This window comes from Vibrio sp. YT-19(2023), assembly GCF_033337395.1.
This window is the reverse complement of record NZ_JAWOQN010000800.1, coordinates 1-590: the sequence shown is the minus strand read 5'-3', so window position 1 is coordinate 590 and position 590 is coordinate 1. Positions and strand designations below refer to the sequence as shown.

The following is a 590-nucleotide window of genomic DNA, read 5'->3' as shown; positions in this document are numbered from 1 at the left end:
CAAAGTGACGGTGCACGTTTTGCTGCCACTCTCAATGTAATTCGTAAGGACGGTGCAGATGGAATACCTATTGTGGTGGTCACTGTAGGAAAGAAAATATCCCCATTTTGTTTCTTAATTAGCTCAATGAGTTAAAGGAAGAAAAGGTAAACGACTCGATTGCGAATTTGTGAAGCCGCAAAGAAGAGTTGCCTGAAAAAACTACTAGACTAATTGCTCCAACTCAAAAGGAATTTGTATGTTGAAACATTGTTTGTATCGCAGTTACACCAAAGGGCTAAAAATCGCCGCGCATGTGCTGCCACTTCCACGGCCGACGCTGTTTTCTGGTTCGGGAGCCGTATCTGAGTTGTTGGAGGCGATATCTGATCTAGGTTTTCGACGTTTGTTGCTAGTGACCGATGAGGGATTAGTTCGAATCGGTATGGTAGGTAAAGTCTTGGAGCAAACGCAGGGGCTGGGTTTACAGGTGGGCGTGTTTTCTGAAGTAAAACCAGACCCAACTTACGATCAAGTGGAAGATGGATTACGTGCTTACAACGCCTCTCAATCGGAAGCCATTTTGGCGTTAGGTGGCGGATCTGCCATTG

At 45.4% G+C, this 590-nt stretch carries 1 protein-coding gene; it reads left to right on the top strand.

From position 1 onward, the window contains the following. Positions 1-238: 238 nt before the first annotated feature. The coding region (locus R7E78_RS28525; RefSeq protein WP_318058937.1) for an iron-containing alcohol dehydrogenase at positions 239-590 on the top strand (352 nt) is incomplete at its 3' end.